The following is a 13,524-nucleotide window of genomic DNA, read 5'->3' on the forward strand; positions in this document are numbered from 1 at the left end:
CCGGGCGCACTTGGCCGCAAGCTTGACGCTGGAAGGGGTCGGATGAGTCACGCAACCACCATGGACCGGACCACCGGACGTCGTGCCGTGCTCAAGGGAGCGTCCGGACTGGTCGGCCTCGCGGCCTTGCAGGCCTGCGCACCCGGGGGCCGCGTGGCTGCGCTGCCGGGGCCCGGCGTCGGGGGGCGGGCACAGGCGCGGCTCGTGCCCCTGCGGATCACGCGTGACCAACTGATCGACGTCAAATGCTGCATCCGCCCGCTGCGGGCGGCCGGACCCAACCTGGCCGCCGAGACGGTCGGTGATACGCTGGTGATCCACAACTATGGCCATGGCGGCAGCGGTTGGTCGCTGTCCTGGGGATCGGCCGAGATCGCCGTGGGCAAGGCCTTGACCACGCTGCCCGCCGAGATCGCCGTGGTCGGCTGCGGGATCATCGGGCTGACCACGGCGGTTGTGGCCCAGCGCGCCGGGCTCAAGGTGACGATCTATGCGCGCGAGATGATCCAGCGCACCCGTTCGTTCCGGGCCAGCGGATCGTTCACGCCGGGATCGCGCATTGCCCTGGCCGAACCCGCCGGGCCGCAGTTTCCGGCCGAATGGGAAGCCATGGCGCGCCTGTCGTGGAAGGCCTTCCGCACCTGCCTGGGCCTGCCGGGAAAGCCGGTCGATTTCGGCGACCACTATGCCCTGTCCGACAAGCCGATCGAGAAGCGGCACTGGACGCCCGATCCCGCGATCACCGGCAACTGGCGCACCACCGGCCTGCCGCAGCAGAACTCCGAATTCGCGCACCTGGACGAGCGGATCAAGGACATCGTCCCGCAGGGGGTGGATCTGGGACCGGACGAGAACCCCTTCGCCTTGCCCTATGCTCAGCGCACGACCCAGATGTATTTCAACTTCCCGAGCTATGCGAAGATGCTGATGGACGAGTTCTTCGGACACGGGGGCCGGTTCGTCATGCGCGATTTCCACAGCCCGGCCGAGTTCGCCCAGCTGCCGCAAAAGGTGGTGATCCACTGCACCGGCTATGCCGCGCGCGATCTGTGGCAGGACCAGACGATCATTCCGGTGCGCGGCCAGACCGGCTGGCTCGCGCCGCAGACCGAGGCCAATTACGCGGTGCGTTACAAGAACGTGCTGCTTCTGTCGAAGGCCGACGGCGTCGCGGTGATGAACAACAATCCCGACATGGGCGACATGCTGGGCGTGGGCAATTCGATGGAGCTGGCAACGATCGCGGACATCGAGGCGGGCCTGGCGATCATCGCCCCGGCCCTCGCGCCGAGGGCGGCATGAGGTCGCGGAGCCTCGCGGGCGCCTGCGCCCTGGCCCTGGCGGGCGCGGTGACCATGGCCGCGACCCCGCCGCGCGGGTTCTACAGCGCGTCCGCCGCGGAAGAGGGCGCGCGTCTCTATGCCGAACGCTGCGCGATGTGCCACGGCGCCGCCCTTGAAGGGACTCACGAGGTGCCGGGCCTGACCGGCAAGTTCGTCGCCAACTGGGCGGGACGGCCGCTGGGCGACCTGCCGGCCTACCTGACCCGCGCCATGCCCCAGTTCGCGCCGGGTTCGCTGCAGCCGGACGAGGCGGCCCAGCTCGCCGCTTTCCTGCTGCGATCGAACGGCTATCCGGCGATCGACACCGCCGCCGCCGGAACGGGGAGCGTCCCGGCGACCGAATTGCTGCCCGCCCCGCCGCGTGCGGTCCGCTGATGAGAGGAGACCAGGACGGACGGTAGGGCAGATGCGAATGAAATCGAGTTGACGGCAATACCTGCTGGGGCGCGGCGCCAAACCGCACCGCAGCACGATGTGATTAAGGAAGGCGACGCTCGGGTGGGGCGTCGGGGGCGCCACGGATGAGACCGCAGGATCGGATTGCTGGGTATCGCCCGCGGGCGATGATCGGTTGGTGCCATAGCCAGGCGCCGGGGCCATGCTGACCCCGCGCCAACCGCTTTATCGTCGCATCGGGCCCCGGGGCTTGATCCTGGCTGCGGCCGCCTTCGCGGGCGTCATGCTCGGCGCCGCCGCCCTGGCGAGCGATCACCGCATCCTGTTCCATGCCCTGATCGCCGGAGCCTTGCTGTTCATCGCCACGGTGGCCTGGCTCATCCGGCAGCCCGGGCCGGCGAGCACGGCCCCGGCGCCGGGCCTATCCTCCCGCGCGGGCAGCGCCCCGGGCGTGGTCTCCCGGGCCGAGGCCGCCGAAACCGCCAACATCGCCAAGAGTCGCTACCTGGCCAACGTCAGCCACGAGATCCGTTCGCCGCTCAACGCGATCTATGGCTACGCCCAGCTCGTCGAACGCAACGAGGACGGGGTCGACCCGCGCGAGGCGGCGCGGGTGATCCGGCGCTGCGCCGAGCATCTGACCTCGCTGGTCGAGGGTCTGCTGGACGTCTCGCAGGTCGAGCACGGGGTGCTGCGCGTCCGGACCGAGGACGTACGCTTCCCGGCCTTCATCGACCAGATCGTGTCGATGATGCGGCCCGCCGCCGTGGCCAAGGGGATCGAGTTCGTGATCGAGACCACGGGCCGGCTGCCCGAGGTGGTCCGCTTCGACCAGAGCCGTTTCCGGCAGGTCCTGCTCAACCTCCTGTCCAACGCGATCAAGTTCACCGATCGGGGCCAGGTGACCTTCGCGGTGCGCTACGCCGGACAGATCGCGACCTTCGAAGTGCGCGATACGGGGCCCGGGATCCGGGCTGACGAGCTGGAACGGATCTTCGAGCCGTTCGAGCGGGGTGACGAGCCGGGCAAGCTGTCCCGCCCGGGGGCGGGCCTCGGCCTGTCGATCTCGCGCGCGATCGTGGAGATCCTGGGCGGCAACCTGGAGGTGGAAAGCACCCCCGGGGTCGGCACCTGCTTCCGCGTGACGATGATGGCGGGCGAGGTCGCGGGCAAGCTTGACCGGCCGATCCAGCGCCGCCGGACCACCGGCTACGAAGGGCCGCGTCGCTCGGTGCTGATCGTTGATGACGAGGCCGACCAGCGCCTGTTCCTCGAACGGCTGCTGGGCGGGCTGGGCTTTGCCGTGACCGCCTGCCCCAATGGCGAAAGCGCCGCGGCGCTGGCCGACAGCCAGACGTTCGATCTGGCCATCCTCGACATCTCGCTCCCCGGCATCTCTGGCTGGCAGGTGGCCTCGCGGCTGCGGGCGGCGCAGGGGCGCGGCATCCGCATCCTGATGCTCTCGGCCAACACCCAGGAATTCCACCGCCCGGAAACCCCCGACCCGGTGCACGATCATTTCCTGACCAAGCCGGTCGAGTTCACCGCGCTGACCGACGTGATCGGGGGACTGCTCGGCCTGGTCTGGCGGATGGAGCCGCTGGGCGAGGCGGAGGTATCGCCCTCGCGGTCCGGGGAAGCGGAGGAGCCGGCGGTGCCGATCGCCGCACCGGTGCTCGACGGCGCCGCGGCAGGCCACGTCGAGCGCCTGCGCGAGCTGCTGCGGATCGGTTATGTCCGCGGCATCGAGGCGGAAATCCGGGCTCTGGCGGAGCATGGCGACGAAGCCCAGCAACTGGCGGCCAGGCTGTTTGAACGGCTCGACCGGTTCGATCTGGCGGGAATGAAGAAGGAACTGGAAGGGGCATGAACCAGGCCATGAACCAGGCAGGCAACCCGGCCCGGGGACCCGGGCGCACCGATACGGTGCTGGTGGTGGACGACGAACCGGATTCGCTGCGGATGATCACCGCGATGCTGGAGGCCGCCGAGATTTCGGTGCTGGTCGCCACCTCGGGAGCGGCCGCGCTCGATCTGCTGGGCCACATCGTCCCCGACCTGATCCTGATGGATGCGGTGATGCCCGGGATGGATGGCTTCGAGACGACGGTGCGGATCAAGGCCAACCCGGCCTACACCGCAATTCCCGTGATCTTCATGACCGGCCTGACCGAGAGCGAGCATGTGGTCGAGGCGTTCGAGGTGGGCGGCGCCGACTATGTGCGCAAGCCCGTCGACCATATGGAGCTCCTGGCCCGGGTGCGGGTCCACATGGCCCAGGGACGGGCGATGCAAGCCAGCGTGGCCAGCCTGGATGCCACCGGCCGGCGCATGCTCGCCACCGATCGGGCGGGCCATGTGCTGTGGTGCACGCCCGGCGCCGAGCATGTCATCGCCCGGCTGGATCCGGCCTGGTCGCGCGGGGCCCCGACCTTGCCCGACATCCTGCGCGGACCGGTCGAAGGCCTGCTCGCCCGCCAGCAGCTCGCCGGGGCGACCGTGCGCATCGATCAGCGTCCGGCCGGTTCGCTGGAGCTGACCGTGGTGGCGCTCTATCGCGAGAACGAGGTCCTGATCCGGCTCAACGAGCTCAACCCCGAGCGGGACGCGGCGCAACTGGGCGAACGGCTGGGCCTGACCCAGCGCGAGGCCGAGGTGCTGCTGTGGGTCAGCTATGGCAAGGCCAGCAGCGACATCAGCGACGTGCTCGAAATCAGCCCGCGCACCGTGCAGAAGCACCTCGAGCGGATTTACGAGAAGCTCGGCGTGGAAACCCGCTCCGCCGCCGCCGCGATCGCGATCCGCGCGATCGGGCAATAGGCGGGCGGCGGGCGGTAGACGGGCGGCTGGCTGCGGTTCCCGCCTACTTCTTCTTGGCGGCGATCGCCTCGATCTCGATCAGATAGACCGGCGAGACCAGCGCGGCGACCTGGAAGGTCGAACGCGCGACGGTGGTCGGGTTCTCGGCCGTGCCGAAGAACTGCTTGAAGCCTTCGTTGGCCCCGGCGAAGTCTAGCTTGCCCAGCTTCGGATCGGCCGCGACGAACAGGGTCAGCTTGACGATGTCGGCCATCGTGTAGCCCTGCTTTTCCAGCACGGTCTTGATCTTGCCGAGCACGCTGATCGTCTGCGTCTTGGTGTCGCCGAAATCGTCCGGGCTCTTCAGCTCGCTCATCGGCTTGGCCGGATCGAGCGGCGCGGGGAGCTGGCCGGAAACGAAGATCATGTCGGTCCCGGCCTTCACCTCGGCCGCATCCAGGATCAGGGCCTGCGGATTGGACTTGATCTTGGTGACCTGGGCCTGGGCCTGAAGCGGCAGGGCCAGGGCGGCGAGCGGCAGGGCCGCCAGGATCAGCTTGGTGCACGCACGCATCGGGAAACTCCTTTTGAGCAACTGCAAAACAACGAAAAATCAGAACCATAACGCCGCGCTGGCGACCGGCTCCAGCCCTGCCCGCAGCCTAGGGAGGGCCTGCCCAAAGCTGATACGCCAAACGGCGTATGGCTGGAATGGGCCCGGTCAGGCCTTTTGATGACCATCGGAACCGAGTCCCCGCCGCGGCAGGGACGGCTCCGATCACCACAACAGCAGATCGATCTGCGTGAGCCACAGAACGGGCGACGCGGACCAGACCTGAACCCGGGACGGAGCATACCTGAACAGGCGCGATTGTCATGGGGGCTTACGATATGTCGCGTTACATCAGGATTCTCACTGCCGCCCTGTTTGCCTCCAGCGCGCTCAGCGGCGCCGCCCAGGCACAGGTCACCACGGCTCCGGCCGATGCCGAGACCACTCCGCCGGAGGCGGCCGGGACCGAGATCATCGTCACCGGCACCCGCACCGCTGGCCAGCAGGCCGCGCAGAGCGCCACCCCGATCCAGCTCATCTCGCAGGATGCGATCACCCGCGTCGCCCAGCCCAACCTCAACCAGGCGCTGACCCAACTGGTCCCCTCGTTCCAGGCCCAGACCCAGGGCACCGACATGGCGAGCTTCTCGCTGTCGGCCCGTCTGCGCGGCCTGTCGCCCAACCACACCCTGGTGATGGTCAACGGCAAGCGTCGCCACGGCAACTCGATCCTCCAGGTGATCAACGGCGCCTTCGGCGGTTCCGCCGCGCCGAGCATCGACCTGATCCCGCCGGACATCGTCAAGCGCATCGAAGTCCTGCAGGACGGGGCCGCGGCGCAGTACGGTTCGGACGCGATCGCGGGCGTGATCAACATCATCCTGAAGAGCGACACCGAAGGTTCGACGCTGCGCCTCAACACCGGCCAGTACTACGATGGCGAGGGCACGACCTACAGCGCCAGCGGTAATTTCGCGACCAAGGTGGGCGATAGCGGGTTCCTGGATATCGCGCTGTTCCACCGCCGCAATGCGGTGACCACGATCGGTGACGGCCAGCTCCAGGTGGTCAACGTCGATGGCAGCGCGGTCACCCTGCCGGCCGCGCAGGCCGCGTTCCAGCCGATCTACAACAGCCTGGCCACCAACAAGGGTACGGCCAACATCAACGGCGGCCAGCCGGCCTCGTCGCTGACGCTTGCCTTCTACAACTTCGGCTATGACTTCGGCGGGGTCGAGTTCTACTCGTTCGGCGACGTGTCCTACCGGCAGGGTGACGCGCTCCAGGGTTATCGCGTGCCGACCCGCGTCTGCCGCAACCCGGTCACCAACACCCCGCTCAGCCCCGGGACCAATCCGGCGAACTGCTTCGCCAACACCGGTCAGGTCGGCCTGGTCCCGCACATCGAGGTGAAGCAGGACGAATTCTCGGTCACCAACGGCCTGCGCGGCGACCTGGCCGGGTGGAACTTCGATCTGGCCGCAACCTATGCCGAGGACGCCGCGAAGGTCTACACCACCAAGTCGGTCAACGCCTCGCTGTTCGGTTTCACCGGGTTCAGCCCGACCGACTTCTACGACGGCCGGTTCGACTTCACCCAGTTCACCACCACGCTCGACCTGCGCAAGGAGTTCGAGGTGGGCTTCGCCGAGCCGCTCAACGTGGCCTTCGGTGGTGAATACCGCAAGGAAACCTACCGCATCGGCCAGGGTGACGCCGGATCGCTCTATATCGAGGGCGGCCAGTCGTTCCCGGGCTACAGCGCTACCGACGCTGGCCGCTATGCGCGCAACGCCAAGGCCGTTTACATCGATCTGGCGACCAAGCCGGTGGCCGGCCTGACGCTCGACCTGGCGGGCCGTTACGAGCACTACAGCGACTTCGGCGACACCACGATCGGCAAGATCACCTCGCGCTACGATTTCTCGGATGCGATCGCGGTGCGCGCCACGGCCAGCACGGGCTTCCGCGCTCCTTCGCTGCCCGAGGCCGGCTACTCCGCCACCAACGTCGGCCCGACCAGCGCCGTGCTGCAACTGGCGCCCAACTCGGCGGCAGCGGCCGGGGCGGGCTTCTCGGCGCTCCGCCCGGAAAAGTCGACCAACTTCTCGATGGGCATCGTGCTGCGCCCGATCCCGCGCCTGGTCATCACGCTGGACGCCTACTACATCAAGATCCGCGACCGGATCGTCTCGTCCGGGACGATCGACGGGCAGCTGTTCACCGGCAACAACACCGCGCCGGTGCGCCTGACCAACTCGTTCATCAACGGCCTGTCGCAGTTCCAGCTGGTGCAGAACGCGATCACCGCCAGCGGCAAGCAGCTTGATCCCTTCGTGCTGCAGAGCGGTTCGCTGTCGATCCAGACCTACACCAACGGGATCGATACCCGGACCAAGGGGTGGGAACTGGCCGTGCGCTATCCGATCGACCTGTCGTTCGGCAAGCTCGACCTCAGCGCGGGTGCCAACTACAACCTGACCAAGGTCACCCGCAACGGCCTGGGCGCGCTGTTCGGTATCCAGGCTCGCCAGATCATCGAACGCGCCAGTCCGATCTTCAAGGGCAACGTCAACGCGCTGTTCACCAGCGGCCGCTTCGCCGCCAACCTGCGCGCCAACTACTACAGCGAGACGATCTCCTACGTCCGGCCGAACGCCGGGTCGATCACCACCGGTGGCTCGATCCCGCCGATCAACCGCGAGTTCTATGAGGCTTCGGTGAAGCCGGCGGTGATCATCGACGCCGAACTGGCCTATGACGTGACCGATTTCATCAATCTGGCGGTGGGTGCGAACAACCTGTTCAACAAGATCCCGGAAATCCCGCCGTTCGTGCCCGATTACCAGCCGGGCTCGACCTTCTACCGCAACGGCCGGTCGCCCTACATCAACAACGGCGGCACGCTGAACGCGCCTTACACCTTCGGACCCTACGGCACCAACGGCGGCTATTACTACGCCCGCGCCACCATCAAGTTCTGATCCTGCGCCTGGGGCGGCCGCACCGCGGCCGCCCACCTTTTCGCAGCCCTATCCTCCGGAGCGGAACCCCGACCGATGAAACAGACCCTTGCCCTTGTCGCTGCTGCCTCCGCCGCCCTCGTCGCGACGGCTGCCGAGGCCAAGAAGGCCCCGCCGGCTCCGGCCGTGATCGAGCGGACCGGCCAGCCCCAGGGGGTGATCTCCAGCACCGCCCTGCTGCCCCCCGGTAGCAAGATCCTGTACATCTCGGGCACCACGCCTTCGCCGCTGGATCCGGCCAAGCCCGACGAGTTCGGCGATACCGCCACCCAGACCCAGTCGATCCTCAGCAAGATGAAGACCCAGCTTGAAGGCATGGGCTGGTCGATGGGGGATATCGTCAAGATGAACGTGTTCCTGGTCGCCGCGCTGCCCGGCGGACGGATGGACTCGGCCGGCATGAACACCGTGTTCAAGACCTATTTCGGCACGCCGGAACAACCCAACAAGCCGACCCGGTCGACCGTGCAGGTGGCGGCGCTCGGTCGGCCGACCATGCTGGTCGAGATCGAGGCGATCGCCGCCAAGGCGCCCTGAGTGGTCGTCGACAGGTCTCGTCGGGCAAAACCAGAACCTGCCTCATTATACGGCTGTTGCATGCAAGGCGCGCTGCTATCGTGTAAAGACGCGGTCAGACTATAGGCATGGCTGGATGCCTGCAGTCTGATCGCCGTCGCCGCCGGGCGTTTCCGGCACTTGGCGCACAACAGCTAAGGATTGAGAAGACCATGAACCGCACGATTATCGCAGCAATGCTTGCCTCTGCCACCCTCGCCATGGCTCCCGCCGCGCACGCCGCCGGCGACGCCGTGAAGGGCAAGGCCGTGTTCGCCCAGTGCGCCGCGTGCCATAAGGCCGACGCCTCGGGCAAGAGCACCATCGGTCCGAACCTCTGGAAGGTCGTTGGCCGTCCTGCCGGCACCCAGCCGGGCTTCAACTATTCGCCGGCGATGAAGGGGGCCAAGCGCGCCTGGACCGAAGCCAACCTCGACGCCTACCTTGCCGCGCCCGCCAAGGCCGTGCCGGGCAACAGGATGCCCTTCGCCGGGCTGAAGGATGCCACCGCTCGCGCCAACGTGATCGCGTACCTCAAGACCCTCAAGTAAGACGGTCCGATGGTGCGACGCTTGCCCGTTCCGCGTCTGCTCCTCGCGATTGTCCTGGCACTGCCGGGTGGTTGTGGGAGCAAGGCGGACGGTCCGGGCAAGCGTCCGCCGCCGTTGGTCCGGGCTGCCCCGGCCGAGCGGCACCGCTTCGTTCAGGCGATCGAGGCGATCGGCACCGCGCGGGCCAACGAACAGGTCACCCTTTCCGCCGTGGTGACCGAGCGGGTTGACCGCGTGCTGTTCGACGATGGCATGGCCGTGGGTCGGGGGCAGTTGCTTGCCGTCCTGACCCAGGCGCAGGAAACCGCGTCCCTGCAAGGGGCCGTGGCCATCGAGGCCCAAGCCAGCGCCCAGCTCGCCCGGATCCAGGCCCTGTATGATCGCGGCTTCGCCACCCGCGCCCAGCTCGATCAGCTCCAGGCCACCGCCACCGGGGCCCGCGCCGCCGCTGCCGGCGCGCGCGCGGCGATCGGCGATCGCTTGATCCGCGCGCCGTTCGCCGGGGTTGTCGGGCTGCGGACGATCTCACCCGGGGCGATTGTCACGTCGGGCTCGCCGCTCGTCACGATCAGCGACGTGAGCCGGATCAAGCTCGATTTCACCGTTCCCGAAACCCAGCTGGCCGGGCTGGCTCCCGGCCAGGCGATCACCGCCACTGCGGCTGCCTTTCCGGGCGAGCGCTTCACCGGGACAATCGCCCACATCGACCCGGCGATCGATCCCAACAGCCGCGCCGTGCTGGTCCGCGCGGTACTGCCCAATCCCGGGGCCCGGCTCAAGCCCGGCATGCTGATGAACGTCACCGTCAGCCTGGCCGAGCATGAGGGGCTGGCGATCCCCGAATTCGCCATTGCCGGACGGGGCGACGATCGCTTCGTCTTTGTCGTCACGCCCGACCGGAAGGCGCGACGGGTGCCGGTCAGGGTCGGCTTGCGCGATGCCGGGCTGGTCGAGGTGATCGGCCTTCCGCCCGCTGCCCGGGTGATCGGTGAAGGCGTGGTCAAGGTCGCCGACGGGATGAGCGTCCGGCTCGGCGACGGCAAGGGCGCGAAAGCGGGCAAGTCCGGCCAGAGCCGCGCCCGCACGGCCCAGGCCTTTCCCCGCTCCGCCCCCGGCCCGGCATGATCCTGTCCGATCTCGCGATCCGGCGCCCGGTCGTGGCGGCGGTCATGGCGATCCTGCTCACGGTGATCGGCGTGGTGGGTTTCCTCGGCCTGCCAGTGCGCGAGTATCCCGATACCGATCCGCCGGTGGTCTCGGTATCGACCACTTACACCGGGGCCAGCGCGCAGGTGGTGGAGAACCGCATCACCCAGCCGCTCGAGGACCGGCTGGCCGGGATCGACGGGATCGATTCGATCGCCAGTCGTTCCCAGGATGGGCGGTCCGACATCACGATCGAGTTCCGGCCCGGGCGCGACGTCGATTCCGCGGCGAACGACGTGCGTGACCGGGTCGGCGGGGCCGCCTCGACCCTGCCCGAGGACGCGCTGGCGCCCGAGGTCCGCAAGGTCGATGCCGATGCCCAGCCGATCATGTTCCTGTTTGTCCGGGCGCCCGGATGGGACCAGGTCAAGCTGGGGGAATTCGCTGAGCGGCAGGTGATCGATCGCCTCGCCACGGTTGACGGGGTGGCCCAGCTCAACCAGATCGGCCTGGCGCGGCCAGCCATGCGGATCTGGCTCGATCCCGGTCGCCTCGCCGCCTTCCGGCTGACCCCGCGCGATGTGGAAAGCGCGCTGCGCAACCAGAATGTCGAGCTGCCGGCCGGCCGCATCGAAGGCCAGGCCCAGAACCTGTCGCTGCGGGTGCGGCGCGGTTTCACCACGCCGGCGGATTTCCGAACCCTGGTGATCGGCCGCGGGGCCGACGGCTATCTGGTGCGGCTGGGCGATGTGGCGCGGATCGAGGAGGGGGCCGAAAATCCCTATTCGGCTTTCCGCTTCAACGGCCAGGAGGGCGTCGGGATCGGGGTCGTCCGGCAGTCCGGGGCCAACACCCTGGCCGTGGCCCAGGCGATCAAGCGCGCGGTCGATCAGTTGCGCAAGGACCTGCCGCCGGGGGTGGAGATCCTTTACGGCAGCGATTCCTCGCTGTTCATCGATCAGGCGATCAAGGGCGTCTGGCACACCTTGCTCGAGGCCGCCGTGCTGGTCACCGTGGTGATCTTCCTGTTCCTCGGGTCCGGCCGGGCGACGCTAATCCCGGCGGTGACCGTACCGATCTGCCTGATCGGGACCTTCGCGGTGCTGTGGCTGCTGGGCTATTCGATCAACCTCCTCACCCTGCTGGCCATGGTCCTGGCGATCGGCCTGGTGGTCGACGATGCGATCGTCGTGCTCGAGAACGTCCATCACCGGATCGAGGAGGGCGAGCCGCCGCTGGTCGCCGCCTTCCGCGGCGCGCGGGAGGTCGGCTTCGCGGTGATCGCGACCACCCTGGTGGTCTGCGCGGTGTTCGTGCCGGTGATGTTCCTTGCCGGCCAGACCGGCCTGCTTTTCCGCGAACTGGCTGCCACGATGATCGCCTCCGTGGCCATCTCGGGGTTCCTCGCACTCACCCTGGCGCCGATGCTCTGCTCCAAGCTGCTGCGCCCGACCGCGCGTGAGGGCTTCTCCGCCAAGGTGGAGGGGGTGCTGGACCGCATCACCGCGGCCTATGCCCGCGCGCTCGACCAGGTGCTGACCAGTGCCAAGCCGCTGGCGATCGGGGTCTTGGTGCTGCTGGTGGGGTCTGCGGGCCTGTTCCTGACGCTGCCGTCCGAGCTTGCCCCGCCCGAGGATACCGGCATCGTCGACATCCGCCTGACCGCGCCCGAGGGCACGGGCTATGCCCAGCTCGACCGCTGGATGCAGCAGGTCGAAAAGGCGATCGTGCCGCTGGTTGGCAAGGGTCCGGTGCGGGGCATGAACGCTCGCCTCCCGGGAGGCTTCGGCGCCGGCGCGAGCGAGGATTTCGACACCGGCAATGTCGGTATCTTCCTGAAGCACTGGGACGAACGCAGCCAGTCCTCGCAGGAGGTCGCCCGGGAACTGAACCGCAAGCTCGGCCAGGTGGCGGCGTTGCGCGGCAATGCCACGGTGCGGGCCTCGCTGGCGCGCGGGCGGGGACAGCCGATCAGCTTCGTCATCGCGGGAACCACCTATGAGGACCTGGCGGTGGCGCGCGACCGGATTCTGGCTGCGGCGCGTGACAACCCCGGAATCCTCAATCTGGATGCCGATTACATCGAGACCAAGCCGCAGACCCTGATTGATGTCGATCGCCAGCGGGCCGGGGATCTGGGTATCTCGGTCGACGATGTCAGCCAGGCCCTGCAGACCCTGATGGGCTCGCGCCGGGTCACCACCTATGTCCGCGACGGCAAGGAGTACCGGGTGATCGTTCAGGCCGACGCTTCGGAGCGGAGCAGCGAGGCCAAGCTCGACACGGTCTACCTGCGCGCCCGCGCCGGCAATCTGGTGCCCCTGTCCAGCGTGGTGCATCTGCGTGAGAGCGCCACGGCCAAGGAACTGGGCCGCTACAACAAGCTGCGCGCGATCACCCTGCAAGGCGGCCTGGCCCCCGGCTATACGCTGGGCCAGGCGCTGGCCTTCCTCGAGGCGCAGGCGGCCCAGTCGCCAGAGGTGATCGCGGTCGGCTACAAGGGCGAAAGCCAGTCGCTGAAGCAGACCGGCGGCTCCATCTGGATCGTCTTCGGCCTGACCGTGGGCGTGATTTACCTGCTGCTGGCCGCCCAGTTCGAAAGCTTCATCCACCCGGCGGTGATCATCTCGGCCGTGCCGCTGGCGGTTGCCGGGGGCGTGATCGGGCTGGCGGCGGCGGGCATGACCATCAATCTGTTCAGCCAGATCGGGATCGTCATGCTGGTTGGCCTGGCCGCCAAGAACGGGGTGCTGATCATCGAATATGCCAACCAGTTGCGCGACCAGGGCAAGCCGGTGGGCGATGCGATCCGCGAAGCCTCGGTGCGGCGCATCCGGCCGATCTTGATGACCTCGCTGGCGACCGTGGCGGGAGCCGTGCCCCTGGCCTTGAGCCACGGCGCGGGCGCCGGGGCCCGCGGGGCGATCGGGGTGGTCATCGTGTTCGGGGTGACAATCGCCACGGTCGTGACCCTGTTCGTGGTCCCGGTCCTGTACCGCTGGCTCGCCCCCTACACCGCATCGCCGCAGGCGGTGGCGCGAACCCTGCGCCAGCTTGATGATCGGGGGCTTGATGATCGGGCGGCCGTCGCTGACGGGCCGGACTATGCCGCGGCGGCCTGAGGGCGCTGGCGGAAGGGTGCGGAACGGCAAACGCCG

The 13,524-nt window shown here is 68.2% G+C and carries 10 protein-coding genes; 9 read left to right on the forward strand and 1 reads right to left on the reverse strand.

What is annotated here, in order from left to right; translation table 11 throughout:
- The first annotated feature begins 42 nt into the window (after positions 1 to 42).
- The 4 genes from H7F49_RS06680 (at position 43) to H7F49_RS06695 (ending at position 4,559) form a co-directional block, all read left to right on the forward strand.
- The gene (locus tag H7F49_RS06680) at positions 43 to 1,302 is read left to right on the forward strand and encodes an FAD-dependent oxidoreductase (RefSeq protein WP_214647685.1); all 1,260 of its coding nucleotides are present in this window, start codon (positions 43 to 45) and stop codon (positions 1,300 to 1,302) included.
- Positions 1,299 to 1,718, forward strand: a complete 420-nt coding sequence (locus H7F49_RS06685) for a c-type cytochrome (RefSeq protein WP_185682795.1) — start codon at positions 1,299 to 1,301, stop codon at positions 1,716 to 1,718. The genes H7F49_RS06680 and H7F49_RS06685 overlap by 4 nt, the downstream gene beginning before the upstream one ends.
- A 223-nt stretch (positions 1,719 to 1,941) precedes the next feature.
- Entirely contained in the window at positions 1,942 to 3,609 is a 1,668-nt protein-coding gene (locus H7F49_RS06690) for an ATP-binding response regulator (protein WP_185682796.1), read from the forward strand.
- Positions 3,606 to 4,559 (forward strand): response regulator transcription factor, encoded by a 954-nt coding sequence (locus H7F49_RS06695; protein WP_235981963.1) that lies wholly within the window; start codon positions 3,606 to 3,608, stop codon positions 4,557 to 4,559. Before H7F49_RS06690 ends, H7F49_RS06695 begins: the two co-directional genes overlap by 4 nt.
- 43 nt (positions 4,560 to 4,602) lie before the next feature.
- Here the strand turns inward: H7F49_RS06695 and H7F49_RS06700 are convergent, their stop codons facing one another.
- Positions 4,603 to 5,112, reverse strand: a complete 510-nt coding sequence (locus tag H7F49_RS06700; RefSeq protein ID WP_185682797.1) for a RidA family protein — start codon at positions 5,110 to 5,112, stop codon at positions 4,603 to 4,605.
- Positions 5,113 to 5,429: 317 nt separating this feature from the next.
- Here H7F49_RS06700 and H7F49_RS06705 point away from each other — a divergent pair, with 317 nt between their 5' ends.
- The 5 genes from H7F49_RS06705 (at position 5,430) to H7F49_RS06725 (ending at position 13,488) form a co-directional block, all read left to right on the forward strand.
- Positions 5,430 to 8,075 carry a TonB-dependent receptor plug domain-containing protein gene (locus tag H7F49_RS06705; protein ID WP_185682798.1) on the forward strand — a complete coding sequence of 882 codons (2,646 nt, stop codon included), beginning with the start codon at positions 5,430 to 5,432 and terminating at the stop codon, positions 8,073 to 8,075.
- Positions 8,076 to 8,150: 75 nt separating this feature from the next.
- A complete protein-coding gene (locus tag H7F49_RS06710; RefSeq protein ID WP_185682799.1) occupies positions 8,151 to 8,651 on the forward strand; it encodes a Rid family hydrolase in 501 nt (166 codons plus the stop codon).
- Positions 8,652 to 8,866: 215 nt separating this feature from the next.
- Positions 8,867 to 9,220: a c-type cytochrome gene (locus H7F49_RS06715; protein ID WP_235981964.1), complete on the forward strand. Its 354-nt coding sequence runs from the start codon at positions 8,867 to 8,869 to the stop codon at positions 9,218 to 9,220.
- A 12-nt stretch (positions 9,221 to 9,232) separates the two neighbouring features.
- Positions 9,233 to 10,345 (forward strand): efflux RND transporter periplasmic adaptor subunit, encoded by a 1,113-nt coding sequence (locus tag H7F49_RS06720; protein WP_328806573.1) that lies wholly within the window; start codon positions 9,233 to 9,235, stop codon positions 10,343 to 10,345.
- Positions 10,342 to 13,488, forward strand: a complete 3,147-nt coding sequence (locus H7F49_RS06725; protein WP_185682801.1) for an efflux RND transporter permease subunit — start codon at positions 10,342 to 10,344, stop codon at positions 13,486 to 13,488. The genes H7F49_RS06720 and H7F49_RS06725 overlap by 4 nt, the downstream gene beginning before the upstream one ends.
- Positions 13,489 to 13,524 lie beyond the last annotated feature (36 nt).

This window comes from Novosphingobium aerophilum (assembly GCF_014230305.1).
GTDB lineage: Bacteria > Pseudomonadota > Alphaproteobacteria > Sphingomonadales > Sphingomonadaceae > Novosphingobium > Novosphingobium aerophilum.

Bases quoted from the DNA above. Each gene is read 5' to 3' on its own strand.
- H7F49_RS06680 (WP_214647685.1), top strand. From the start codon at position 43: ATGAGTCACGCAACCACCATGGACCGGACCACCGGACGTCGTGCCGTG.
- H7F49_RS06685 (WP_185682795.1), top strand. From the start codon at position 1,299: ATGAGGTCGCGGAGCCTCGCGGGCGCCTGCGCCCTGGCCCTGGCGGGC.
- H7F49_RS06690 (WP_185682796.1), top strand. From the start codon at position 1,942: ATGCTGACCCCGCGCCAACCGCTTTATCGTCGCATCGGGCCCCGGGGC.
- H7F49_RS06695 (WP_235981963.1), top strand. From the start codon at position 3,606: ATGAACCAGGCCATGAACCAGGCAGGCAACCCGGCCCGGGGACCCGGG.
- H7F49_RS06700 (WP_185682797.1), bottom strand. From the start codon at position 5,112: ATGCGTGCGTGCACCAAGCTGATCCTGGCGGCCCTGCCGCTCGCCGCC.
- H7F49_RS06705 (WP_185682798.1), top strand. From the start codon at position 5,430: ATGTCGCGTTACATCAGGATTCTCACTGCCGCCCTGTTTGCCTCCAGC.
- H7F49_RS06710 (WP_185682799.1), top strand. From the start codon at position 8,151: ATGAAACAGACCCTTGCCCTTGTCGCTGCTGCCTCCGCCGCCCTCGTC.
- H7F49_RS06715 (WP_235981964.1), top strand. From the start codon at position 8,867: ATGCTTGCCTCTGCCACCCTCGCCATGGCTCCCGCCGCGCACGCCGCC.
- H7F49_RS06725 (WP_185682801.1), top strand. From the start codon at position 10,342: ATGATCCTGTCCGATCTCGCGATCCGGCGCCCGGTCGTGGCGGCGGTC.